At 40.7% G+C, this 24,119-nt stretch carries 19 protein-coding genes; 8 read left to right on the plus strand and 11 right to left on the minus strand.

The genetic code is table 11. From position 1 onward, the window contains the following. The first annotated feature begins 220 nt into the window (after positions 1-220). Positions 221-1,018 carry a glutaminyl-peptide cyclotransferase gene (locus tag P2W73_RS24090; protein WP_276504661.1) on the plus strand — a complete coding sequence of 266 codons (798 nt, stop codon included), beginning with the start codon at positions 221-223 and terminating at the stop codon, positions 1,016-1,018. Between the two features lie 77 nt (positions 1,019-1,095). Here P2W73_RS24090 and P2W73_RS24095 read toward each other — a convergent pair whose 3' ends face one another. From P2W73_RS24095 to P2W73_RS24110, 4 genes are all read right to left on the minus strand, one after another. Further along, entirely contained in the window at positions 1,096-2,016 is a 921-nt protein-coding gene (locus tag P2W73_RS24095; RefSeq protein WP_276504662.1) for a class I SAM-dependent methyltransferase, read from the minus strand. A gap of 168 nt (positions 2,017-2,184) precedes the next feature. After that, the gene (locus tag P2W73_RS24100; protein ID WP_276504663.1) at positions 2,185-2,829 is read right to left on the minus strand and encodes a hypothetical protein; all 645 of its coding nucleotides are present in this window, start codon (positions 2,827-2,829) and stop codon (positions 2,185-2,187) included. A 2-nt stretch (positions 2,830-2,831) separates the two neighbouring features. Beyond that, the gene (locus P2W73_RS24105) at positions 2,832-4,484 is read right to left on the minus strand and encodes a TonB-dependent receptor (protein ID WP_276504664.1); all 1,653 of its coding nucleotides are present in this window, start codon (positions 4,482-4,484) and stop codon (positions 2,832-2,834) included. Positions 4,485-4,678: 194 nt separating this feature from the next. Then, a complete protein-coding gene (locus P2W73_RS24110) occupies positions 4,679-7,714 on the minus strand; it encodes a tetratricopeptide repeat protein (RefSeq protein ID WP_276504665.1) in 3,036 nt (1,011 codons plus the stop codon). 189 nt (positions 7,715-7,903) lie between these two features. On the opposite strand from P2W73_RS24110, the gene P2W73_RS24115 reads away from it, so the two are divergent. The 3 genes from P2W73_RS24115 (at position 7,904) to P2W73_RS24125 (ending at position 9,841) form a co-directional block, all read left to right on the plus strand. Beyond that, entirely contained in the window at positions 7,904-8,311 is a 408-nt protein-coding gene (locus P2W73_RS24115) for a DoxX family protein (protein ID WP_276504666.1), read from the plus strand. A gap of 87 nt (positions 8,312-8,398) precedes the next feature. Next, complete coding sequence (locus P2W73_RS24120) at positions 8,399-8,809, plus strand: acyl-CoA thioesterase (RefSeq protein WP_276504667.1); 411 nt, start codon at positions 8,399-8,401, stop codon at positions 8,807-8,809. Between the two features lie 9 nt (positions 8,810-8,818). Continuing rightward, complete coding sequence (locus tag P2W73_RS24125; protein WP_276504668.1) at positions 8,819-9,841, plus strand: site-2 protease family protein; 1,023 nt, start codon at positions 8,819-8,821, stop codon at positions 9,839-9,841. On the opposite strand, the gene P2W73_RS24130 is transcribed toward P2W73_RS24125, so the two are convergent. The 3 genes from P2W73_RS24130 to dacB all read right to left on the minus strand — a co-directional run bounded on the left by P2W73_RS24130 (position 9,842) and on the right by dacB (position 13,514). Beyond that, a complete protein-coding gene (locus P2W73_RS24130; RefSeq protein ID WP_276504669.1) occupies positions 9,842-10,270 on the minus strand; it encodes a DUF6526 family protein in 429 nt (142 codons plus the stop codon). A gap of 10 nt (positions 10,271-10,280) precedes the next feature. After that, the gene (locus tag P2W73_RS24135; RefSeq protein WP_276504670.1) at positions 10,281-12,059 is read right to left on the minus strand and encodes a DUF885 domain-containing protein; all 1,779 of its coding nucleotides are present in this window, start codon (positions 12,057-12,059) and stop codon (positions 10,281-10,283) included. Positions 12,060-12,131: 72 nt separating this feature from the next. Beyond that, on the minus strand, positions 12,132-13,514 hold the full coding sequence (gene dacB, locus P2W73_RS24140) for a D-alanyl-D-alanine carboxypeptidase/D-alanyl-D-alanine endopeptidase (protein ID WP_276504671.1): 1,383 nt from the start codon (positions 13,512-13,514) through the stop codon (positions 12,132-12,134). 47 nt (positions 13,515-13,561) lie between these two features. Here dacB and P2W73_RS24145 point away from each other — a divergent pair, with 47 nt between their 5' ends. From P2W73_RS24145 to P2W73_RS24160, 4 genes are all read left to right on the plus strand, one after another. Continuing rightward, positions 13,562-14,155: a Uma2 family endonuclease gene (locus P2W73_RS24145; RefSeq protein WP_276504672.1), complete on the plus strand. Its 594-nt coding sequence runs from the start codon at positions 13,562-13,564 to the stop codon at positions 14,153-14,155. Positions 14,156-14,181: 26 nt separating this feature from the next. Further along, a complete protein-coding gene (locus P2W73_RS24150) occupies positions 14,182-15,600 on the plus strand; it encodes a nicotinamide-nucleotide amidohydrolase family protein (RefSeq protein WP_276504673.1) in 1,419 nt (472 codons plus the stop codon). A 163-nt stretch (positions 15,601-15,763) separates the two neighbouring features. Continuing rightward, the gene (locus P2W73_RS24155; RefSeq protein ID WP_276504674.1) at positions 15,764-17,116 is read left to right on the plus strand and encodes a dihydrolipoamide acetyltransferase family protein; all 1,353 of its coding nucleotides are present in this window, start codon (positions 15,764-15,766) and stop codon (positions 17,114-17,116) included. A gap of 142 nt (positions 17,117-17,258) precedes the next feature. Then, positions 17,259-17,978: a hypothetical protein gene (locus P2W73_RS24160; protein WP_276504675.1), complete on the plus strand. Its 720-nt coding sequence runs from the start codon at positions 17,259-17,261 to the stop codon at positions 17,976-17,978. A gap of 108 nt (positions 17,979-18,086) precedes the next feature. Here P2W73_RS24160 and P2W73_RS24165 read toward each other — a convergent pair whose 3' ends face one another. From P2W73_RS24165 to P2W73_RS24180, 4 genes are all read right to left on the minus strand, one after another. After that, positions 18,087-21,059, minus strand: coding sequence for an alpha/beta hydrolase family protein (locus P2W73_RS24165; RefSeq protein ID WP_276504676.1), 2,973 nt, complete (start codon positions 21,057-21,059; stop codon positions 18,087-18,089). 160 nt (positions 21,060-21,219) lie between these two features. Further along, entirely contained in the window at positions 21,220-22,113 is an 894-nt protein-coding gene (locus P2W73_RS24170; protein WP_276504677.1) for a DMT family transporter, read from the minus strand. A gap of 69 nt (positions 22,114-22,182) precedes the next feature. Continuing rightward, positions 22,183-22,989 carry a polyprenol monophosphomannose synthase gene (locus P2W73_RS24175; protein ID WP_276504678.1) on the minus strand — a complete coding sequence of 269 codons (807 nt, stop codon included), beginning with the start codon at positions 22,987-22,989 and terminating at the stop codon, positions 22,183-22,185. Between the two features lie 79 nt (positions 22,990-23,068). Continuing rightward, a complete protein-coding gene (locus P2W73_RS24180; RefSeq protein WP_276504679.1) occupies positions 23,069-23,836 on the minus strand; it encodes a 3'-5' exonuclease in 768 nt (255 codons plus the stop codon). Positions 23,837-24,119: the final 283 nt, after the last annotated feature.

Below are 24,119 nucleotides of genomic sequence, written 5' to 3' on the forward strand. Positions count from 1 at the left end.
TAAGGATTCAGAATTATGCGGTGTTCGGGGGATAATGAATTCAGAGGGTCACGAAGTATTCGCTTGTTGAAATCAAATATAAAACATTTTATGAATTAGCAATCAATTTTTTAGATAGTAATTTTACGAGTCTTTAAAAATAGTCCGCCAACGTTTAACAAATCCAAAAGCAGTCATCCCTTATTTTTGCCTGCTGCCATCAAACTCAATGAAATAATAAATGAAATCTATTCTTTTTGTCTTTACGATTCTTTTACTTGCGGCCTGCGGCAATACTGATGCCAATAGCGACTCTGCTGTAAATACTCCTGCAGCTGCTTCACCAAAAGCAATTGGCTACGCTATCGTAAAAACATACCCACATGATACATCTTCCTTTACCCAGGGTTTGCAATTGTATGCAGGGAATTTGTATGAGGGGACGGGTGAAAAAGGGCACTCTCACTTAATGAAGGTAGATCTCAACACCGGCAAAATCCAACAGCAAATTTCTTTGGATAGTAAATATTTTGGCGAAGGCATCACGATCCTGCGTGACACCATCTATCAACTTACCTGGCAGGAAAAGGTAGTGTTTGTTTATACGTTGAAAGATTTTAAGAAGGTAAAAGAGTTTCCGCTGGATACTGAGGGATGGGGCATTACCAATAACGGAGAGGAGTTGATTGTGAGTGATGGCACCAGCAATCTTTATTACTATAATCCATCTACTTTTCAATTGCTGAGGACACAATCTGTCACCGAAGGTGGCAGCCTTTCCTACAACCTGAATGAGCTGGAATATATCGATGGTTACATTTATGCTAACCAATGGCAGGCGCCTTATATTTTAAAAATCGATCCCGGCAGCGGCGCCATCGTTGGTAAAATTGATCTGACTGATGTATGGACCCGGGTGAAGGCAAAAGACCCGGTGGCTGATGTGCCCAACGGCATAGCCTATGACACAGCTACTCAAAAAATCTATATCACCGGTAAAAAATGGCCGGAGCTCTATGAGATAGAGTTGAGTAAGTAGCTAATAGAAGTGAGAAGGCAAATGTGAAATGTGAAAATAAATTTGCGTATTTACAATCTTATGCTTCTTCCGGTTTTTTATTTTTTTCCAATCACATATATTACGGAACTGCATTTTTTCTTATCCAATAACGCTGAAAAATTGGATTGCAGGCCATTGAAAAAGGCGGCGATCCAATTTGTTTTTCCCTGCCTGGCCGGCAGGCGGGCATTCTTGTAACGGCTGCTCAACAGGGAAATGTAGAAGCTGTCATACCACATAGGCTTATAGGCCAGGATATCCAGCCCATTTTGTTCCATGAGTTTCTCTATCGAACGGGGAGAAAAATGATACAAATGCCTCGGTACATCATAAGCAGCCCAATATTGCTGGTAAAATGTTGCATCGCCGGATGTGTAATTGGGTACAGCAATAAAAATTCTTCCATTGTCTTTTAATACCGACTTCAATTGCTGAACATATTTTGAAAGATCATGTACATGTTCCAATACATGCCAAAGTGTGATTGCATCAAAATGATTAGCGGGAAGCTGATAAAATTGATTTGCCTCTGCAAGGTCAAGAGAATAAGTGTCACGGGCCACCTTCCGTGCATCTGCATGCGGTTCGATGCCCGTAGCCATCCAGCCGTGTTGCTTCATTTCATGAATGAAGGAGCCAATACCACTGCCTACATCAAGTATGTTGCCTCTTTTCAAGCCCGTAGTTCTCTCTATCAATTTTCTTTTCTGAATAATTGTTTTTCTTCTTACAAAATGATAAAGTCTATTGATAAATCCCTTCGTAGTATTCGTATGAGAAATATAACTTTCTGCTTTGTAATAAGGCGCCACATGATTACTATCCGGCGCATCCTGTGTAAAACGAAGCGAACAATCAGCACACTCATAAATAGCAAACATCTCACCGGTTACAGTATAATCTTTTACCTGCAATACAGGATGGATAGCTGCAGAATTACAAACAGGACAAAATTGATAATGTACTCTTCCGGTCATCTTGAAAATGGCTGTTTAAAACAGGCAGCAAAGTAAATTGAAATGCATCATAAAAAAATATTCATTTTTATATCGGCTGATAATGAATATTTTTCCTGTGAATAGAACTTGCCTGTCGGCAGGCAGGCTTAGACAATAACCTAAGGGAAAAAACAAACCGACAAAAAATTAAGGAGCTGTTTTATACGTTGCGGATTCCTCGTTGGGAGTAATCTTTTTTTGATTCCCGGTTGAAGAAGTATCTACACCATTGGAAGAAAGATACAATGCGATAAAAATGAAGGCAAGTAAGCCAACAATCAATGCTATTCCCCACCAGTAGGTTTTTCTCGCTGTTGACGGAGCCAGTAGCTCTATCATTTCGGAAGAAGTTTTCTCCTGCTCCCCCACCAGCATTGTATGTTCAACATTCCCCCTGATCACTTTTACAGCAGCAACAGGCGTTCCGGTCTTCATATCTTTTAACGACGGTTCAAAACGAATTTCACCGGCCATTCCTTTACTAAGCGTCCCCACGCCTTCCCAGTGAAATTTTCCATCACTCATCACCCTATTCTTAATATCGAAGGCAAAATCATTAAACCGGCGTATTGCATCTGTTTCAGAAACATTAAGTACGGCGGCCAACCAGCTGAAAACATTCCCTGATGGGGCAGTATTGCCGTGATGCAAAGCAACGGTATAAGCCGGAGGGTTTACCATCTTGTTGACAAAATCTATATCGGCCGGTTTTCTTTCCAACAGGAAAGTGCCCACGCCGGGAATGTTCAGCTTTTTGTGTAAAACAAGATATTGATACAATTCTCCGCCCATGACTAATTCTTTTGATCGAACGAAAAGATGATTCCACCAACGAAATTAAATCCGTAGACCGGGTATTGATTCCATCGTTGGTATTCTTTATTAAATATATTATTAAACTGTGTCCAAAGGCTAATATTTTTTTGGATCTTGAATTCAAGTCCTGCGTTTAAATCCACCGCTCCTTTTAATTTACCGTCTGAGCCATCCTTGCGCATGTAACGGGGACCATTCCAGGCAAACAAATCACCTTTTAACCACAGATCTTTTATCACCTGTAGCCGTAATGCAGTGTTTAATTCAAGCGGCAGTAAACCCCATGCTTTTCGCTGCTCCTGCAAACCGGTATATTGGTTGAAACTAAGACTGGTGATAACTGAAAATTTTTCCTCTACTGTATAGCCCAACTCTCCGCCCAGGTTCAATACGTTTACCCGTTTTGCATTGACAACCTGGAATGATTTACCATCCCCCGCTGCTGATGTATCGTTTACAAATAAAGGTTGATTATTTAATTTGTTGAATGCTACTTTGGCGCTATACGTGAAATGATCGCCTACTGCGCCTTTAAATCCTGCATATCGTTCCTCAATCCATGTGTTCAACAATGAAGTGGGTGCCCAAAGCCAGGGATTTTGTGAGGCAAGGTATTGAAACGTTGTTTTTCGGATATACCCGGTCCATCCGGCCTGGAACGTAAACCGCTGATCATAGGTTCCGATTTCGGCCAGGATATTGGGAAACATTTTGAAAGTTGAATTGTCCCATGATGGACGTATACCTGCCTGCAACTTTAAGGAAGGACTTTTATACAAAACAGCCGGAGAAATATACCATGTTGTATTATTCACTGCCGATTTGTCTTTTGGCGAAAGACGGGTAAGATCGAATGTTAAACCGAGATTAACCGTAAAATCTTTTCCAATGTTTTTTTCCAGCGGAAGATTAACCACTGTATTGCTTTCATTATTCTTTAAATGATCGCCGAAGATGTCAATTTTTATTTCCGGTGAGTAGTTTAAACCAAATTCGGTGCTGTTGATATTACGCAAGCCAACCCTTGCAGAAATTGTTTGAAACCGCTGCCGGATAGAATCATTCACGAACGACAGCGACTCAGGTTGATAACCATACTTGTAAGTTCTTTCCTGCTTCATCCCCAGGCTACCAGTCCATTCGAGGTTTTTAGCGGTTTTATAAAACGCACTCAGTTTCACCTGCGTGTTGGTAAAGTCCTGGTACTCTCTTTTTCCCTGTGAAGAAACATGTTTTGCATAAATATTGGCGCCGGCCGTGTTGCCATCACCAAATGAAAACCCGGCCTGTATATAAGGTGTTCTCAAACTTCCAAAACCAGCCTTGATATAATTCGCATTACCAAACTTACCCACTGAATCAATTTGCATAGCTAAGGGTTTCAACGACCCGGGTTGGTATCCAAATAAAAGATTGGGATTGGGAATATCGTATTGCAAGCGGGGTTTGGTAGTATCTGCTGTCGGCGGTGTCGCATTAAAAATGAATTTACCGGTTTCTTTCAATTCCGGTTTGAAAGTAGAAGTAATATCGACAGATTTAGGTTTTGTGGTATCTTTTTGCGACCAGGAAGTACCTATCGAAAACACAGCTACCAATAAGAAACCTATTTTGACGGTTTGCTCTTTCATCAACCTTATACTTTTAAAGACCCCCTCCCTATCCCGACGCACAGCCGGGACCACCATCACACAGACCCGAACAATCAAAGACTCTCTGTTATTTTGAATATCCATTTTTTCAATTTGTTTGTTATCAGAGTTCTTAATTTATTTCTTCATTTATTTCATCAGCACATTAGCACATTTTCAAATTTCCACATTCATTAATTCCCAACTTTACTACTCCTGCTTTCTTCCTCTGTTACCTGCGAAAGTTTGCTTTGCGCTTCACTTTTTAGCGTCGGCTCGATCGTGTTATCTACTACACTTTGAAAAGTAGCCTTGGCATTGAAATAATCCTTTTGTTTGAAATAGACATCCCCTAATAAGATGTAAGCCTTCGTAATCCAATAATCGTAGGATCCTGATTTATTAATTACCTCAAACGCCGCTTTTTCAGCGTCACCTAATTTGTTTAATGCAAACCAGCTTTCCGCTATTTCATATCTCGCTTCAGCCGCCAGCGCTGCTTTGTTTAACTGTACTACTGTTTTAAAATTGGCAATTGCCTGGTCATACTGGCGGTTTACAGCAAAAGATTTTGCAATAGCCATATTTGCAAGGGCCTTGTCGTCGGTATTGCTGCCTTTAGTAGTTAAAAGATCTTTTGCATTTGCGACTGCTTCTGTCCATTTCTGCAACTGGTATTGGCTACGCAATAAGCCGCGCATGGCTTCCAATTTGTTTTCCTGGGTAGATGCTTCACGTCCCAATTGGGTATAAAACGTTTCAGCTTTTCCATAATTTTTTAACTCAAAGAAATTGATACGGGCGGCAGCCAAAATTGCCCGTTCTGCATATTTGTTAGGGGCATTCGAAGCCACATCTTCGTATCCTGATAAAGCATTGTTCCAATCTTTTTTGCCGTTATATATCTCGCCACGATAAAAATTAGCATCCACGGAATAAGCCCCGTCAGGAAATTTTTGCAGGTAATTATTGAAGGCGTTCAAAGCTGCCGAAGTGTTTCCATTTGCAAACTGGCTTTCTGCCGCTGCATAGGTAAGGGAGTCTTCCGTGCTGACACTAATGGGCCTTCCTGCATTACGCATAAATGCTGCGTATTCGTCCGCCTTACCCGTTTCGATATAAATAATTTTTACATTGTCCAGCGCATCTGCCGCATCCTGCGAGTTGGGATACTGAGTCACCAACGCCTGGTATTGCTTTAATGCTTCCGCACTATTATTTAAATTATAATAAGCAGTACCTAATTTTAAATAAGCTCTTGGTTTAAGACTGGCATTATCTCCATTTTTTATCACATTGTTCAAATAAGGAATCGCTTCATTGAATTTCTCATCGGCCATATACGTGTTGGCGATCTCCATATTAGCATCGGTAACTAAAGCTGAAGTTGGAAACTTCCTGGTCATTGTGCTCAGCAAGCTGATCTTATCCTTCGAACTCCTGATACCGGCGATCATTGCATTTTGATAAGTTGCATAATCCTCGTCGGGCCATGAAAATTTGATAACATTCTCATACATGGACCTGGCTTTGCTATAGTTTTTTTCCATGTAATAGCAATCAGCAGCCCGCAGGTAAGCATCCTGTGTCAACTCATCTGAATTTAATGCAGGGCTTTTTGCCAATGGTTCAAAAAATGTCAGGGCCACGGGATAATTTTCTTTTCGCAAATAGCAATAGCCGAGATTATAACGGGCTGAATTAGCATTGGCTTCCCCACTTGTTGGCGCACCACCACTGACATACCCATTATAATATTTAATAGCATCATCAATCCTATTATTCCTAAAAGCAATTTCTCCTTTCCAGAAATTAACGAGCGGCAACACAGAACCGTTATTAGGATCTTTTAATGCCTTGTCCAGTAATTCTTCAGCCTCAGCCATCCGGCCATCATTAATAAATTCCGTCGCTCTTCCATACAGAATTCTTGGATATAATCTTTTTGCATTGGGTGTGGGATTGCTCATGCCATCCAACAAGGCAACTGCCTCCCGGTAGTTGTTGGTATTTGTCAATACCGCCACTAACAAATCTTTTGCTTCAGTATTGTATGTGGAGTTGGGATAATCGTTTAAAAAATTTCGAAGACCATTTAATGCCTCATCCTGGTAACCCAGTTCGTAAGATAGTTTTGCATACTGAAATTTCGACACTTCCTGTTGCTTGCGGTCGCTACTGTTAGAAGCACAAAAAAGAAAGGCATTTCTGGCATTACTCTTTTGCCCCGTTTTTAAGTACGCATCACCCAGCAGGTACATAGCACTTTGGCTTAGCGTGTCTCCCTTACCACTCAGTTGCTTAAATCCCTCAATCGCTTTGGACAGATCATTATTCATGTAATAAGCGTAGGACAATTCATACAAATCTTCACGACGAACTTTGGGTGAACGTTTTACATAATCCTCCAGGTAAGGCAATCCTTTATCAAATTCCTTTCTTTCGAAATAAGCATGACCGATCATCTGCTTTAATTCGAGATCATAATACTGCGACTTGCCTGTTTTGATTTTGGTTTCCGCATATTTTAATGCTTCTTCTTTTTTCCCCTGGATATAATAGATCTGTGCGATATAATAGGGAACTACCGTTGCATAGTCTTTTTCATTTTCAACAATCTTAAAACTTTGCAGCGCTTCATTGTATTGTTTGTCACGAAAAGCCAGGAATCCATAATAATAGTTTGCATCCAAATAATTCGGATCGTCCTTCATGGAGCGAATAGTATTGAATAAGGGCTTGGCTTTTGCAAAGTCCTGTAACGTAAAATATGAATAGCCCTGGTGAAATTTCATCTGGGCTATATCCTTGTTGCTCAGGTTCGCAATATTGGCTTGCTCGTAATGATTAACTGCTTTTTTAAAGTCCTGCCCGCGGAAATAAAATTCCCCAAGCTGGTAATTCATCATTTGAACCCTTGCCGTATTTTTTTCGAGGTCAATATAGTCGATCGCTTGTTGCTCGGCCCGATCCTCTCCCTGCTTCAGGGCGCAGGCAGTAGCGTAATAATTGATCTCCTGCACGGTGACCGAATTATTCGCAATATTTGTTTCCCTGACATCCTGTTTTAATTCCTTTAACAATGGATAAGCCAGGCTGTATTGTTCTTTTTGAAAATACTCTTTTGCTTCTTTAAATTTTTCAGCCGGGTCGGAATAATAAATGGTTTGCTGGCTAAGTGCAGGCAGAGATAGTGCAATAGTAATTGCAAGAAAAAATGATTGCTTCATTCCGTATGTCCTTTAATCCGTTGGGGGATAACGTTGCGAATATTCGAATTATTTCAAGTGTGGCCAAAGATCATTCCAAACAGGTGTGGATAAGTCTTATATTATAGGTTGTTTAACAAATTACTCATTTCCACATCCTTTAAGTCAATTAAAAATTCTTATGTATTATTGCAGCCAAAATTCCCAACCATGAAAAGACTTTTCAGTATTAAGTACACTGATAATGGAATAGCATTCGCTACTTTTTTGTTGCGCCTGGCACTTGGCGGCCTAATCATACCACACGGTTATAGCAAATTGATAACATTTGCATCTAAATCATCCAGCTTTGCAGATCCCTTTCATATTGGTCATAGCACCTCCATGGCACTGGTCATTTTTGCAGAGTTCTTTTGCGGTGTTTTTATTTTATTGGGATTGTTTACCCGGCTGGCTTGTATTCCGCTAATTATTACTATGGCCGTAGCCCTGTTTTATGCACATAAGGGTGATTTCTTCGGCCAGGGAGAAACGGCTACCTTATACCTGATGGGCTATTTGGCCTTATTGTTTACTGGCCCCGGTAAAATCAGCATGGACCGGTTCATTGCAAAATAATGGATATAAATGTTGGGCATAGAAAGTTGATTCTTATCAATGATTGGCCAGTAATCAATTTTTAATACTCAATTTCAAGTTAAAAAAATGTTCACCACTCAAACACAGGTAAGAGTCCGCTATGCGGAAACTGACCAGATGGGCGTTGTCTATCACAGTCATTACTTTCAATATTTTGAAGTGGCCCGTGCGGAGTCAATTCGTCAATTAGGTTTCACGTATGCCGACATGGAAAAGATGGGGGTGATCATGCCCGTGATAGAAGTGCAGTGCCGTTATCTCCGGCCGGCTTTATATGATGACTTGCTAACTGTCAACGTAACCCTAAAAGAACTGCCGGTTCATCATAAGATAGAATTTCACCAGGAAGTATATAATGAAAATGGAGACCTGCTCGTTAACGGGAAAGTGATTTTGTATTTTATGGAGTCAAAAACAATGAAACGAACCACCATGCCGGAGCAACTATTACTAAAACTTCAGCCTTATTTTAATTAATTTTAAAGGATGGAAAATTTAGCAGAACCGTCCCGGTTTGATGGCAATGAAGAGCAAACTGCTTTTCCGGAAACATCGTTTACCTATCCGCCCAAATTTCAAAAACCTGAAGAGCAGCCGGGTAATATCTGGCTTCGCTCCATCGCCAGCCTGGCACTTTACCTGATATTGGGATATTATATTTTTCACAGCTTTGAAATGTTGTTGCTGATCACGGCAATAGTGGTTTTTCATGAACTGGGTCATTTTTTTGCTATGAAGTTTTATCGTTACAAGGATCTGGGCATATTTTTTATTCCACTCCTTGGCGCCTATGTATCGGGAAGCAAAAGAGAAGTATCACAAAAAGAATCTGCTGTGATTCTTTTGGCCGGACCACTGCCCGGAATTATCGTGGGTATTGTAATGTACCTGTTATATAAATACAATCCTTCCTTATATATCGGCAGTCTTTCATTTTACACGGTTTCTCTGTCATTGATTTTTTTAAACCTGATCAATCTTTTCCCGGTATACCCATTGGATGGCGGTCAACTTTTGAACCGCGTATTTTTAGATGAAGAAAGCTGGTTAAGCAAACTGTTTGTTTTTCTATCTATCGGCGTGCTGACCTGGTTTGCCTTGTATGGTATGAGCCGGCCGTTTTATCCATTACTGATTTTCCCGGCTATGATGTTATTTAGAATGATCGGGGACAATAAATTAACTGCTGTCGAGAAAAAAATTGAAACAGAGGGTTTTGATCTCGACCGGAACTATGATGAGCTGCCGGATGAAGATTACTGGAAAATCAGGAATATTTTAATACAGGAACATTCTTCTTTTAAAGACATAGCTCCTGCCCCTCCTTTTGAATACAGCGTGAAAGAAGAAAAAATAATGTCCACGATTCAAAGCCTTCTTCACCGGCATTTAATCCAGGATGTATCGATAGTTGGAAAAATTTTTATCCTGCTAATTTGGCTTGCAGCTATTGCTTCGCCCTGGCTGATCGATATGGATCTCTCCTTTTTCGATCGATTTGGTTTTTAATCACACACGGTTGTAATCAGGTTTCCAGTTTTTTATCGCCTGCTTAATATTTTTTGGAGAAAGTTTTTCGTCTACTGCTTTTTTTGCCAAAGCAGGCAACTCCTCATCGCTGGCAAAACGAAGTGCGATGATTTGCCCCATCCGAAGTTGCCGATCCAACGGCTGGCCCGCTAAAATAAAATGCCTGAAATTTTCTTCGGCACGAATAGCCCGGTCCTGTGCCCGCAATGCAAACCAGCGGATATACCAGTAAAAGCCTATCAACACAATGACGACCACTACAATGAGTGCGGCTGAGTAGTGCGTATGAGCATCCGAACGAACGAGATTGATGATGCTGCCAATCAATAAGGCCAATAGTATCGTTGGAATTACAAGATGCCAAAGCGGTATATAACGACTATGATTTTTAAAATTTTGTTCGCTCATAAAATGGTAGTTATAGTTTATAGTTTTTGGCCCATTTGTCCATCTTTGCTTCCAAAATGCTCAGGGGCAAAGCTCCATCTTTTAACAATTCATCGTGAAATGCTGCAAGATTGAAATTAGCTCCCAGTTGCTTTTCATATTTATGTCGAAGTTCCCTTATTTTCAAAGCACCTATTTTGTAACCCAATGCCTGACCGGGAATAACCATATAGCGTTCTATTTCCGCAGTGGCGCCTTGTTCACTAATCGCTTCATGATCCATCATGTATTTGATCGCCTCTTCTCTCGTCATTCCTTTTGAATGAATTGCAACGTCAACCACTAATCTGATAGCCCGGTGCATCTCATCACCTAGTGCACCCATATATTGATAGGGATCAGTATACAATCCTAATTCTTTTCCCAGCGATTCGCAATACAATGCCCAGCCCTCAACATAGGCATTATTACCACCGAAGCGACGAAACTTCGGCAGCAAGGTATCTTCCTGTTGTAACGAGAGTTGGTAATGGTGACCTGGTATTGCTTCATGAAGAAACAACGATTCCATTCCACTGGTTGTATTAAAAGTAGTTGCATCAAGGATTGGCACGTAAAAAATACCAGGCCTGCTTCCATCCGGAGCCCCCTGCATGTACTCTGCGCTGGCACTGGCCGCACGGAACGCTTCTGTTTGCCTGATCTCAAAACCAGTTTTAGGTGTATGGTGAAACATTTTTGCCAGGTACGGGATCATCGTCTGATGAATTCGTTCAAACGCATCCAGTACTTCTTTGGGATTTTTATAGGGCATAAATTTCTTATCAGTCCTCATGTATTCAAAAAACTCATTCAGCGAACCTTTAAAGCCGGTTGAGTTTTTTACACTGTCCATTAAGGCACTAATTCTGGCTACTTCTCTAAGCCCCGTTTCATAAATCTCATCCGGTGTTTTATCAGTAGTGGTTTGTTGCTTTACTAAAAAAGTATAATATTCCTTACCTCCCGGTATACCATCAATGCCGGATGTAGATCTTGCTTTGGGCAAATATTCATTCTGCAAAAAGTCACCCAGTTTTTTGTAAGCAGGCTCCAGTTGCTCCCGGATCATTTTTTCAAATCCCCCGGTGAGCCTTGACTTATCAGCATCACTGAATGCTGCAGGAATTTTGGCAACAGGACCATAGAAAATACTTTCCCGGATGTTTGCGGCAGGAATGGCTTTCATTTGTGGAATCATTTTTACCACGATCGATTGAGACAACACGACGCCAGCTTCTATGCCTTTTTTAAAATAAACGATGGCACTGTCGGCCCAGGCGCTAAAAGCAGAAGCTCTTTTAATCCAATCATCATAGTCTTTTACCGTTTTGAAGGGTTGTATACCGCCGCCACTACCCAATTGGCCCATGGTTAAGGTGAGTCCATAAAACTGATGGAAAGGAATGTAATTGTCTTTAAATGCCAGGGCATCCAGGTTCATCTTAGCCTCATAGACAAACACATCATAATTGATCTTATCCGTTTCATTCAGCTCATCACGTTTGTAGTTTTGTGCTTCGGTTAGATATCGTGAATAAAAATCACGAAGCTTACCGCGATAGCTATCTGTAAATTCAATTGACAACCTATCGTTATAACGGGGGTCACCGATCATTGTCGCTTCGAGGGGATACCATTGCAGCCGCTCTTCGTAATACTTGTCAAAAAAATCAGCGAGTTCTTTACTATTCTTCGGAGGAGTTTCTTTTGTTTGATTATTACAACTTAGCATAAGCATTACAATGATGCCGATAATAACTGGTTTCATATCCTTGTATTAAGGGGACAAAATAGGGCTAATTGCCAAATATTAGATTGCCGTTCTTCCATTTCTATCCTCTTACTTTAATACATCGAGCACTTTATACATCTTGCTTACCAACGCCGAAGCTTTTCCATTATAATTATTGACCAAAAACGAAAAAATATACTCTGATCCGTCCTTAGCTTTATGATAGCCGCAAAATCCCTTTACATCACTGATAGTGCCGCTTTTTACTTTCATACCGTTGTACTCCGGCAGTGCATCATAAAAATAAGGGTACCAACTTTTGTTTTTTGCATATTTCAAAATCTCTACCTGTGCATGGGTGGTCACACGGTTCAGCGGTGAAAGACCCGAACCATCATAAATATTTAACTCCTCTTCGTCCAGGCCTTTTTGTTTCCAAAAATCTTTGACAATCGCAACACCGCTATCTGTTGATCCAAATCCTTTTTTTTCGAAGGCAATGGTTTTTATCAATGCTTCGCCGTAGAGGTTGATACTTTTTTTATTGAGCCAGTAGATGATGGAGTCGAGGGTGGGCGAATATTCGGTGTGAAATATTTTTGGTTTATTCTCTAGCGGTGCATAAACAGTTAATGATGACAAATGGCTGTGAAGATTGAATTTATCTTTTAACGAATTTCTAATCGTTTCAATAAATTGATTTTCGGGATTGATCATAGAGCCGGATATTTCAAACCGGTTTTCATTTAAAGGTATTGTGCCCCTAACCATAATCTCATTACCCTTAACTGGCAGATATATGTATGCATTGTCGCCAGTTCCTTTTGCGGCCGAACTTGCCTGAGATGTTATGCTATATGAATATAAAGCCGGTTTAGTTTCTACAACTGACACTGCATCTCCAATATTGCTTCCTGATTTAAGAATAATGTCATATTGGTTTTCCCGCCAGTTTAATATTGACGCACCAGCTCCGTAATAATTCCCAATATCCTGCCATATCCAACCGTCTGGTATTTGCCTGGAATCCCAGCCCTTTCCATCAATAAATACAGTTTCCGAATTAACAAGATCAGTTGCATTTATTGATTTAATAATTCTGGCTAACACTTTCTCTTCTTTTTTTGCTTCCCAACGCCAACTGCCAAATGTTGGATCTCCGGATGGCTTGATATATAAATTTTTAAATCCATTGTTCTCTAGTAAGCCAAACTCAGTTTTGTACCTGTATTCTTTTCCCAACAACTCAAACGCCGTAACACTTGTAATAATTTTTTGCGTAGAAGCTGGCGCCAAACCGATCTGTGAGTTTTTATCAAAAACCACCTTAGCAGTTTTAGCATCGATCACATACAAGGAACTAATCGCATGCTTTAACTGATCATCACCTTCAAACTGCTGAAAAGTCTTTTGCAATTTTTGAGTAACTGATTGAGCAACTGAAGCGGCAACCAGCAACAGCCAGCCGGCAATAAAAATCAATTTCTTCATGAATAACTCCGATTTACACTAAAACTAAAAAGAATTAAATTTATAATATGGAAAATGAAGTTAAAGAGCCGGCGCCAAAGTATAATTATATTTCGCCTGAGCAATACCTGGAAATGGAAAGAGCTTCTGAAACGAAGCATGAATATTACAATGGAGAGATATTTACGATGGCCGGCGCATCCATATCGCATAATGAAATTTCATTTAATATTAACCGGCTGGTTGCCCCTTCTGCACACGACAAAGGCTGCAAACTGTTTGGCAACGACTTCCGGATATACATTCCTGAAAGATCATTATTCACTTATCCTGATTTTTCCATTGTTTGTGGAAAAGCTGATACATCAAAGCTGTATTCCGACAACCTGACCAATCCTACTGTAATCATCGAGATACTTTCCAAATCAACCAAAGATTACGACAGGGGAACAAAGTTTTTCCTTTACAGGAGTATAAAGAGTTTAAAGGAATATATTCTCATTGATTCAAGGTCTGTCAGCGTTGAAATATATACCCGCCAGGAAAATAATAGTTGGCTGCTGACTGAATTTAACAATCTGTCGGATAGTTTTTATATGATAACCATTGGACTCACTCTGCACCTCAAGGAAGTTTACGACGATGTCAGTTTTGAAGAATAGCTGATATTTGCAACTCAAATTTTTCTATGCCTGCATTGATCAACGCATCTATTATCACCATCGGTGATGAACTATTGATTGGCCAAACTATTGATACCAACAGTGCTTTTATTGCCCAGGAGCTAAACAAGATCGGCATATGGGTGCGTCGCAGAGTGGCAGTAGGTGATGTATGGGATGATATCTGGCAGGCACTGGACGAAGAAAGAAGGCAATCACAGATTATCATCATCACAGGCGGTCTTGGGCCTACAGCCGACGATATTACCAAACCGTTGCTGTGTAAATACTTTGGCGGAAAAATGATTGTAGACGAAAATGTATTGAACCACGTAAAGTATCTGTTTGAAAAAGTCTATCGCCGCCCTGGTCCAATATTGGAAAGAAACCTGAAGCAGGCGGAAGTCCCTGATGTCTGTACCGTATTACATAACGCAAGGGGATCAGCTCCGGGCATGTGGTTTAGAGCGGCCCCCTCTAACTCCCCCCAAGGGGGAGGATTGGCAAGCTCACAAAACCAGTTAAACAAAGATTCTATCAAAAATCAAGCTTCTGCTATCACAAATGATTCTTCGCAAAGCGGGGATGGTGCAATGATGGCTTCCCCTATCGGGGGAAGTCGGAAGGGGGCCGTTTTTATTTCATTGCCCGGTGTGCCACACGAAATGAAAGGCCTGATCACAAATGAAGTCATTCCCCGTTTGTTAAAAGAGTTTACAATGCCAGCGGTAGTACATCGCACTGCTTTTACAGCCGGATTGGGTGAATCAATGATCGCTGAACTACTGCTTGATTTCGAAAGCTCACTTCCTTCGCATATTAAACTCGCCTACCTGCCCAGCTATGGCATGGTCAGGCTAAGGCTCACATCTACCGGCGGCAACAAAGAGGTAGTGGAAAAAGAGCTAACACCCTATTTTGAAAAAATCCAGGTGCTGGTAAAAGATTATTTAGTTACCAATGAAGATGAAGGGCTCGAAATTGTGATCGGCAAAATCTTGAAAGCCCAAAATAAAACTCTGGGCACTGCTGAAAGTTGTACCGGTGGATATATAGCCCATCTTATTACGAGTATCGCTGGCTCTTCGGCCTATTATAAAGGCACCATTGTTAGTTATGCCAACGACGTAAAAGAAAATATGTTGGGCGTTAAGAACGATACTCTAAAACAACATGGCGCCGTAAGTGAAGAAACTGTACAGGAAATGGTGAAAGGCGCATTGATAAAATTGAATGTCGATTATGCGTTGGCGACTTCCGGCATTATGGGACCTGATGGCGGCTCTGATGAAAAGCCCGTGGGAACTGTGTGGATAGCTGCTGGCAACAAAGAAAAAATTCAAACGCTACAACTCAATTTGCGCTTCGACCGGAAACGTAACATAGAACTGACGGCTGCCAATGCCCTCAATTTTCTTAGAAAATTCATTTTGACTAACGGTTGATCGCATCATTATGGTCAAATCATTACCTTTGCCCGGTCCAAAAATTGCTTGTCTTACCTGATCGTTGATTTATTGCGGTTGGAGTATGCCCGAAACAAGTTCTGGGTAAACTGTGTGAGGAACGACGAGTTTTGTTTTGGCGCTGATTATCAAATAAAAATTTATGGCGATAGTTGACTTAATAATGCCAAAGCTTGGCGAAAGTATTACAGAAGCGACCATTTTAAAATGGCACAAACAACCAGGCGATCCTGTTAAAATGGACGAGACGGTATTGGATATTGCTACCGATAAAGTCGACAGCGAAGTACCAAGTACAGCTGAAGGGGTGATTGAAAGCCTGTTGTTTAATGTAAATGATGTGGTGCCGATTGGTGCAGTAATCGCCAAAATTAAAAGCAACACCACCGAGTCAACTACTACTGCAAACATTCCGGTAGCACCTCAATCTGCGATTCAACCCATCCAGGAAATAAAACAAGCTGAAACAGCATCACCTGCTCCAATAACAGCAACAACCGTAAAACCACCAACAGCAAACGGCCTCTCCAATCGTTTTTATTCACCCCTGGTATTAAATATTGCCAACAGCGAAGGGGTGAGCATGGCCGAACTTGAACAAATAAGTGGGACAGGTAATGAAGGCCGTGTGACCAAGAAAGATATCTTACAATATGTAAATGACAAGAAACAAGGAAAGGCTGTGAGCTACGAGCCACAAGCTGTGAGCCAACAGCAGGTTGCAATAGTTCAGGAGGCGACTCCTCAAATCAGAACGCAAAGCTCAGAGCTGACTGCTTACTCAGGCAATGTGGAGATTATTGAAATGGACAGGATGCGGAAATTGATTGCTGATCACATGGTGCGAAGCAAACATACCAGTCCGCATGTAACCAGTTTTACTGAAGCCGATGTAACGAATCTTGTGTTGTGGCGTGATCGGGTAAAAAAGGAATTTGAAAAAAGAGAAAGCACAAAGATCACTTTCACACCGCTGTTTATTGAAGCCATCGTAAAATGTATCAAAAGGTTTCCGCTTATCAACAGCTCACTGGACGGAGATAAAATAATTCTGAAAAAAGATATTAATATAGGAATGGCAACTGCCTTGCCTAGCGGCAATTTAATTGTGCCTGTAATAAAAAATGCCGATCAGTTAAACCTGGTTGGTTTATCCAAACAAGTAAACGGCCTTGCTGATAATGCCCGCAACGGGAGGTTAAAGGCCGATGACACACAGGGAGGAACATTTACCTTAACCAACGTGGGAACATTTGGCAGCCTCATGGGAACGCCTATTATTAATCAACCCCAGGTAGCAATATTGGCGGTAGGGGCAATCAAAAAACGACCCGTTGTTGTAGAAACATCCCAGGGCGATAGCATAGCTATTCGTCACATGATGTATTTGTCGATGAGTTATGACCATCGTATTGTCGATGGCAGCCTCGGAGCTACATTCCTGACCGCTGTGGCTAAAGAGTTGGAAAATTTTAATCCCGACAGGGAAATATAAAAAGGTTTCCAGTTACCGGTTACCAGTTTTTGCATAGTGCTGAGCTTTTAGTTTTAACAATGCTGCATGATTATACCATGTAGCATTGCTATTAAATGTTCCTCTTTTTTTGTAAATTGGAATAACTAAACCACCAGCCACTATGAAACAATTATCTGAAACCTGGTTTGCCGAGGGTTATATCGACTTTGAGTTGAAAAAATACACCCTGCTTGCCTACCTGCAGGAAGTAAACAAATACTTTGACCAGAATAAACTGTATCCCCAGCTGGCGGATGTTGTTTTTCACTATCACAACCTGGTCGCTTTCCGGGAGAACAAAAAATTTCTGCAGGAACATTTCCCCAAAAAAATGACCGGCATTCAAATGGAAAAACTGCAGCTTTTGTATCAGCAAATGATTGAAGATGACGAACTGATGCAGGAACTGGAGGAGATCATCCATTATGCCGCTGACACGTTAAAGATGACCTTGCAAACCGGCGCCGGTATTTATGAATTCGTCGAAGAAAAGATCATTATCAACCCTGTCGGCATTATTCCGCTTGATCTGAAAGAAGGATATTTCTTTTTAACAAGTGGCAACACCAAAATTGCACGGACCTATCACTATCGTCTTTCCATTTTTGAAAAACATGATGAAAAATACCGGAGTATCAAAACGGTGTTGGTCAATAAATGGCAGCGCAGCATCAGCAGCACTTACGAACAAACAAAAGCAGAATTGATACGGCATTTTAACCAGTTGCCCAATCCTGCCGTTTACTCCATCGACACTGAATTAAGTTTTCCCGTTGATGAAACTTTATTGCCTATTGCAAAAAGAAGCTTGGTGAAGTTTATTACTGAGCAGGCGGCATAGAAAGGTTTAATGCGTTCAAGAAGTTTAAAAGGTTTGATAAGTTGTTAACTCAACCGCTTTAAACGTATGGAACCAATGGAACTTTTTATTAAACCTTTTTGAACTTATCTATGGAACTATCTCTAATCCCCAGTCCTTTCCTTTTTTAACAGCAGGAACACCTTCAGTGATCCATTTGGCTGGCTTCTCTCCTTTCAGCAACCAATCGAAAAATTGTTGTTCCCTTATTTGAATGTCTTTCTTGTTTTTCCGTTGAATGAGATTGTGAGCTTCGCCGTTATAATTCAACATCCATACTTTTTTCCCAAGTCGTCGCATGCCTGTGAAGAGTTCGATTCCCTGGTACCAGGGCACTGCACCATCGGCGTCGTTCGCCATAATGACCAGCGGAGTTTTTACTTTAGGCAAATGAAATAAAGGGGAACTTTCAATATACAGCTGCGGCTTTTCCCATAAGGTGGCGCCAATGCGACTCTGTGTTTTCTCGTATTGAAATTGACGATTCATACCACTTTCCCAGCGAATACCGCCATAGGCACTTGTCATGTTGGCAACAGGTGCACCGGCCCATGCTGCTTTAAACATATCAGTCATGGTGATGAGTTGAGCCACTTGTATGCCGCCCCAGCTTTGTCCCTGTATGCCGATATTTTTTGCATCTACCCATTTATGTTTTGCCAAATCCTTTGCCGCACTAACAATATAATCATAGGCGCTTTGAGCGGGATGACCAATCGTGTAGCTGATATTTGGTGCAAAAACCAGGTAACCACGACTGACGAAAAATGAAATATTGAGGCGGCTGGGTGTAGGTGAAGGCGGAATATAATTGTTCAATCCATCAGACAGTTTTTCATAGAAATAAAGAATAAGTGGATACTTTTTGGAAGGATCAAAATCTTCGGGTCTGTATAAAATACCTTCAGATAATTTGCCTTTAAATGTCTTCCACCTGTAAAGTTCGGCTGTACCCCAGTTGTAGTCTTTTTGTTGAGGATTGATGGAGGAAAGTTGTTTTTCCAATACGGTGAATTGATTGGATGGATGTTCGCCGGCTTCCCGCTGTTCAACTCCCCGTCCAACATAAATATCCGGCGACTCTTTATAATTTTCCTTCGTATAAATCAGCAAGCCTGTGTTTTTTGATTTTACAATACCTCCGATATTAAACTTAGCGTCGAACACATAGGGAAAACTTCTCCGAATATTATTAAGATCGAGGGCTACAAGTGATGAATTCTTTGTTATTTCATTAAACTCCCTAAACAGCAATTTTTGACTGGCCGTTATTGATTTAGCATCCGGGTCTGTCTGAATAAAACGATTGACAATTTTATTTTTCCGATCAGCAGTAAACAATGTTGTTGTTGTAGTTTCTCCTAATCCAATTCTCCAAATGTCATACTTGTCGTAAACATAAACTACCGAATCACCTTCTTGCCAGCCCATCACTCCATATGGCGAAGGTTCTACTGGCGAATCATTTTCTTCGTCATACAACGGCACTTTTATTTTGGCAGTAATATTCCTGGTCCGGTCATCACCATCCCATGCAAAATAATTTTTTGCTTTACTATCATACCACATAATATACTTGCCGGTTGGTGAAACATAGTTCGGTGAAATAACGCCCTGCAAATCTTTTCTCACCAGCTTCTTATTTCCTGTCTTTACATCAATTGCATAAATGTCTTTTTTCGTATTGCCTGTCCATTGGCTTTCCACTCTTCGGCCGACATCGGTCACCCCTACAAAAGTCTCACCATCGCCCTCGTCAGTTTGGTAAACAGTTGGAATTTCTTCAGAGGCCAGTTGTTCAATATTTTCTGTTTCAAAATCATAAACTGAAAGAAAACTTTTTTGCAGGTCGCGTTGCAGCCGGCTTTGTTGAACGGTTTGTAAATAATCATCGTTATAATGCCAGACATCCAGTTTCACCAAATCCATTTCGACCAGCGATGTGTCTTTTGGAGCCTGTATAGGCGCCACGCCAAAAAATATCCGTCTGCCCGATTTACTGAACTCAGGTGTCGCATTTTCGCTAATGGTCATGCCCAGTTCCATCCCCACGGAATTTTTGTCCACGAGTATTTTGGCACTATCCATTCCCTGTTGAAAATACCAGAGCTTGTAATACTTTTCAAGATCCTTTGGCTTAGCATCTCTTTCTGCGAGATAAGCAACCTGGGATGCATCATCAGAAAAAATGAAATTTTTAAACTCATTCCCGCCACGGCTTAATGTGTCGGAAGTGCCAATGTTTAAATCATACAATAAAACGATGATCTTGCTAAGGGAATCTTTGGAATCACGGGATTGCTCCAGCAAAAGCTTTTGACCGTTTTTACTGAGGAAATACTCCACTACATTTTTAAACGATTTTTCGCTACCTGTTTTCAAATTTCTCAGTCTGAGTTCAGTACCGGCTTCAGGAGAAGTTGGTGTAACCTCATCTCCTTCAGCATCATAAACAGCCAGCCCATCTGCGGGTAAAATAAAACTATCCTTTCCTTTCGTCTTTCTTCCCGGCATATCGGTTATCACTGCTTTCAAAGAATCAATTATTTTATTGAGACTATCCGTTATTTTTTTATTGTCCGTTTTCGGTTTCGCATCGGCAGGTTTTTCCAGGTGATAAGCCAGCCAGCCAAAACTTTTCTCCGGCGTCTTAAAGCCTTTGATAGCAGCTTTTTTCCAAACACTATCCTTTCCCAGCTCTACTATACCAAGTGAGTCTTTGGGCATTTCCTCCGTTTTCTTCTTTTTTATTTTCGCTTCCCTTGTTTCTTTGAAAAAAGGTTTGATCCGGAAAATAACATAACGGCTATCTTCCGTTATCACCGCATTATAACCCCGTGCCACTGATTTTTTATACACTGCATCCGCCGCCGCAGATTGAATCACCAGTTCATTGTCACCTTCCTGGGGATCGATCGTGTATACTACCCATTTACCGTCATTGCTGATCAGTTTTTGGCCGATACTTTGCCAGCTATCATAAACTGAATGATCCAGGGGCTTTTTTTGGGCTTCTACAGATTGTATTGCAAAAAATAAAATAAGAAAAAGAATATACTTCATGATGCGGGAAAAAATTAAAGCTTTAAAGATAACTGAGAACCACGATTTTTGGGACTTTAAAAAGATACCAGTCGGAAAATAAAAATTACTAGGGGCAGTTATTACAACGCCTTTGAAGTTGGTATCGAATAAAATGAATCATTAATACATCCCCGCTGTTTTAGGCAGCAACATCTGCCACCAATTTTCTCTCATGCCTTACCAGGATGATGATATGAATAATCAGTGCAACAGCAATAATGGCAAACCCGGCATAGAACCATTTGCTCAGCAGCTGATTTTCTTTATAGACAATAAAAGCCAGTAATATGCCATATACAGGTTCGAGGTTAAAGGTGAGATTGACCGTAAATGCTGACAACCGTTTCAGAGCATTGGATGAAAATTGAAATGCAATCACCGAACAAAGCCATGAGAGAACCAATAACCATAAAAAATCTTCAATGCCCGGGAAAAAACTCACAACCGGAAACTGCTGCAGGTAAAAAGGAAGAAGTATTGACAAGGTAATAAGGCCACCAGTCTGTTGCCAGGCAAGCATCGTTTCCACATTGACCCGTTGCAGAAACTGTTTGTTATAAATAGGAAATAAAGAAGCTAGTACAGCGGAAATAACGCCGATTATGATACCCGTTTTATACTGCGCATCAAAATGAAAAATGATATAGATACCGGCAATCGTCATGACGCCCAGCAACATTTCTGTCCAGTTAACTCGCTTTTTTAAAATCAGGGGTTCAAAAATGGCCGTAAAAAAACCGATAGCAGAAAAACAGACTAAGGCTACTGAAACGTTGGCGTATTTAATGGAACCATAAAAAGTCACCCAATGCATAGCAGCAATAAACCCAACAGCACCAATTTTTAAAATATCTGTAACTGATAGTTTGGTTATGTTTTTACGTATGCCAAACAGCAGCCACATCGTCACCGCTGTAAGCAATAGCCGGTACCATACAATCATTCCTTCATTGAGTGATATAAGGCGTCCCAATATACCCGTAAATCCAGCTAAGAAAACAGCGATGTGCAATTGGAGAAAAGCTTTCTTCATTTCACCGAAACTAAGAAAAGCGGGGAATATCAGTAAGAGTAAATTGAAACTTTTGAAATTAGCAATACTTTATTTGCTTTGAGACACCATCTCATTCTTGTGTAGCGGGGAGGAGGCAGATATAGAGATAGGGTCAGTATTTTTTACCCTCTTACGATAATTGGTAAACCAGCTATGCCACCGAAGTTTTAATACACCCAGTATTCCTTCTTTTACAATTCCCTTATTCATTTTGGAAACACCATACGTTCTATCCTGGAAAATAATCGGAACTTCTTTCAACCTGAAATGAAGCTTCCATGCCGCAAACTTCATTTCTATCTGGAATGCATACCCGGTGAAACGGATCTCATCGAGATTAATTGTTTCCAATGCCTCTTTGCGGTAGCACATAAAGCCCGCAGTTGGGTCTTTAATGGGCATCCAGGTAATAATCCTTGTATAAAGAGAACCTCCTTTAGATAAGGCAATACGATTGGAAGGCCAGTTCACAACACCGCCACCTTTTACATAGCGGGAGCCAATTGCTACGTCAGCCCCTTTATATTTACAGGCATCATACAACCGAACAAGGTCAGCAGGATTGTGTGAAAAGTCGGCATCCATTTCAAAAATAAAACGATAGTTATTAGCCATTGCCCACCTGAATCCATAAATATAGGCAGTGCCTAGTCCTTGTTTACCCCTTCTCTCTACAATGAATAATTGGTTGGGAAATTTGGGTTGCAACTCTTTCACTATTTGAGCAGTCCCGTCAGGAGAACCATCATCAATGACCAACACATGAAACCCTTCGCCAAGGTTGAAGATGGCATGAAGAATATTGGTAATATTCTCCCTTTCATTATAGGTTGGTATGACTACTAATTTTTCCATTAAAAAAACGGAAGTAACGAATATACGATAATCAAAAAAGATTACTGTGTTAAATTCTACACAGGGCACCCCTTTTTTATCAGGCTTTTTTCAACATGGTACGGGTATAAATCTCAGTCAATTTTTGCTTGGTGTGTTGCGGAAAGTCTCCCTTCATCATCCAGTCGTAATACTGTGGCTCGGCCTTTAAAACATCCGAAACAGCCCTACCCTTAAATTTACCAAAATTAAAGACTTCAACCCCGTTTTCCATCACGAATCTGCGGGCAAAATCTACTATTACATCTTCACCAATAGCCTTTATAATTGAATCAACCGTATTTCCCAGAGCAGGGTATCGCCCGGTCTGCGCTTCCAGTATTTCATAGGTAGCTGAAGCATCAGCTTCTGCGCTATGTGCCCCTTCAAGCGTTTTATTACAATAGAATTTATAAGCGGCTCCCAGGGTTCTTTGCTCCATCTGGTGAAATATTTTTTGCACATCTATCAATCTTCTGCCCTTCATATCAAATTCCACCTGCACCCGCAAAAACTCTTCCATAAGAAGCGGAATATCAAACCGGTTGCTATTGTAACCTGCAATATCGCAGCCGTCTAAAACTTGTTTCAACTCATGTGCCACCTGTTTAAAAGTTGGTGCATCTTTTACCATATCGTTGGTAATACCATGAATATCACTGGATGTTTTGGGAATTGGCATTTCGGGGTTAATCAACTTTCGCTTCACTATGCGACTCCCGTCAGTTAGGATTTTTACGATAGCGATCTCAACAATTCTGTCTGTACCCAGGTTAACACCTGTAGTTTCAAGATCGATCGAGGCAAGTGGTTTTGTCAATTTCAACATGAGGTAAGCAATTTCTCTTATAAATGATAAATGGGTGGTAAAGGTAGCAGATTAGTATTCTTTAACAAGTCTTAAATTCAGTCATTTGTTGATATTTAACAAGGTCTAAGTCAATCAAAAACAGTAAAATAGGCTAAACATTTTTTAAATTTGTAAAATAAATAACAACTAGACTCGTTTTAGAACACAATAACACAGTCATCAAAATGAAAACTCGTTCTCTTATCGCACTTTTAATGATAGCTCTTACAGCAGTTTTGGCAACTTCATGTTCTTCTTCCAG

This window comes from Terrimonas pollutisoli, from assembly GCF_029360765.1.
Taxonomy (GTDB): domain Bacteria; phylum Bacteroidota; class Bacteroidia; order Chitinophagales; family Chitinophagaceae; genus Terrimonas_B; species Terrimonas_B pollutisoli.

Excerpts from the sequence above, each read along its gene's own strand:
- P2W73_RS24095 (WP_276504662.1), bottom strand. The coding sequence starts at position 2,016 with ATGACCGGAAGAGTACATTATCAATTTTGTCCTGTTTGTAATTCTGCA.
- P2W73_RS24130 (WP_276504669.1), bottom strand. The coding sequence starts at position 10,270 with ATGAGCGAACAAAATTTTAAAAATCATAGTCGTTATATACCGCTTTGG.
- P2W73_RS24100 (WP_276504663.1), bottom strand. The coding sequence starts at position 2,829 with ATGGGCGGAGAATTGTATCAATATCTTGTTTTACACAAAAAGCTGAAC.
- P2W73_RS24115 (WP_276504666.1), top strand. The coding sequence starts at position 7,904 with ATGAAAAGACTTTTCAGTATTAAGTACACTGATAATGGAATAGCATTC.
- P2W73_RS24135 (WP_276504670.1), bottom strand. The coding sequence starts at position 12,059 with ATGAAACCAGTTATTATCGGCATCATTGTAATGCTTATGCTAAGTTGT.
- P2W73_RS24160 (WP_276504675.1), top strand. The coding sequence starts at position 17,259 with ATGAAACAATTATCTGAAACCTGGTTTGCCGAGGGTTATATCGACTTT.
- dacB (WP_276504671.1), bottom strand. The coding sequence starts at position 13,514 with ATGAAGAAATTGATTTTTATTGCCGGCTGGCTGTTGCTGGTTGCCGCT.
- P2W73_RS24090 (WP_276504661.1), top strand. The coding sequence starts at position 221 with ATGAAATCTATTCTTTTTGTCTTTACGATTCTTTTACTTGCGGCCTGC.
- P2W73_RS24145 (WP_276504672.1), top strand. The coding sequence starts at position 13,562 with ATGGAAAATGAAGTTAAAGAGCCGGCGCCAAAGTATAATTATATTTCG.
- P2W73_RS24110 (WP_276504665.1), bottom strand. The coding sequence starts at position 7,714 with ATGAAGCAATCATTTTTTCTTGCAATTACTATTGCACTATCTCTGCCT.
- P2W73_RS24155 (WP_276504674.1), top strand. The coding sequence starts at position 15,764 with ATGGCGATAGTTGACTTAATAATGCCAAAGCTTGGCGAAAGTATTACA.
- P2W73_RS24175 (WP_276504678.1), bottom strand. The coding sequence starts at position 22,989 with ATGGAAAAATTAGTAGTCATACCAACCTATAATGAAAGGGAGAATATT.
- P2W73_RS24150 (WP_276504673.1), top strand. The coding sequence starts at position 14,182 with ATGCCTGCATTGATCAACGCATCTATTATCACCATCGGTGATGAACTA.
- P2W73_RS24165 (WP_276504676.1), bottom strand. The coding sequence starts at position 21,059 with ATGAAGTATATTCTTTTTCTTATTTTATTTTTTGCAATACAATCTGTA.
- P2W73_RS24105 (WP_276504664.1), bottom strand. The coding sequence starts at position 4,484 with ATGAAAGAGCAAACCGTCAAAATAGGTTTCTTATTGGTAGCTGTGTTT.
- P2W73_RS24120 (WP_276504667.1), top strand. The coding sequence starts at position 8,399 with ATGTTCACCACTCAAACACAGGTAAGAGTCCGCTATGCGGAAACTGAC.
- P2W73_RS24125 (WP_276504668.1), top strand. The coding sequence starts at position 8,819 with ATGGAAAATTTAGCAGAACCGTCCCGGTTTGATGGCAATGAAGAGCAA.
- P2W73_RS24170 (WP_276504677.1), bottom strand. The coding sequence starts at position 22,113 with ATGAAGAAAGCTTTTCTCCAATTGCACATCGCTGTTTTCTTAGCTGGA.
- P2W73_RS24180 (WP_276504679.1), bottom strand. The coding sequence starts at position 23,836 with ATGTTGAAATTGACAAAACCACTTGCCTCGATCGATCTTGAAACTACA.